A 260-nucleotide genomic window follows, 5' to 3' on the forward strand; every position below is an offset into this window, starting at 1 on the left:
TGCGCGTGCCGGCGGGGTTCGCGCCGCAGCATGTGATCGGAGAGCCACTCGCCGACCTCGAGGAGGCGCTCTCCCGCAGCGGCATCCGTCCGGGTGATCGCGTCGCGGTCGTGGGGCTCGGCTTCATGGGCCTCGGCCTCGTCCAACTGGCCGCGACCCGCCTGCCGGGACTGCTGGTGGCCGTCGACCCGAATCCGGCCGCGCGCTCACGCGCCCTGGCGCTCGGCGCGCATGAGGCCTATCACCCCGATGACCTGCCG

Annotated in this window: 1 pseudogene; it reads left to right on the plus strand. The window is 74.2% G+C overall.

Annotation, left to right across the window (positions count from 1 at the left end):
• Window positions 1-260 (plus strand): annotated as a pseudogene (locus tag SB658_RS25100) (hypothetical protein); the annotation flags it as partial.

Origin of the sequence: Bacillus sp. SIMBA_008 (genome assembly GCF_046535495.1) — a bacterium.
Classification (GTDB): Bacteria; Bacillota; Bacilli; order Bacillales; family Bacillaceae; genus Bacillus; species Bacillus subtilis.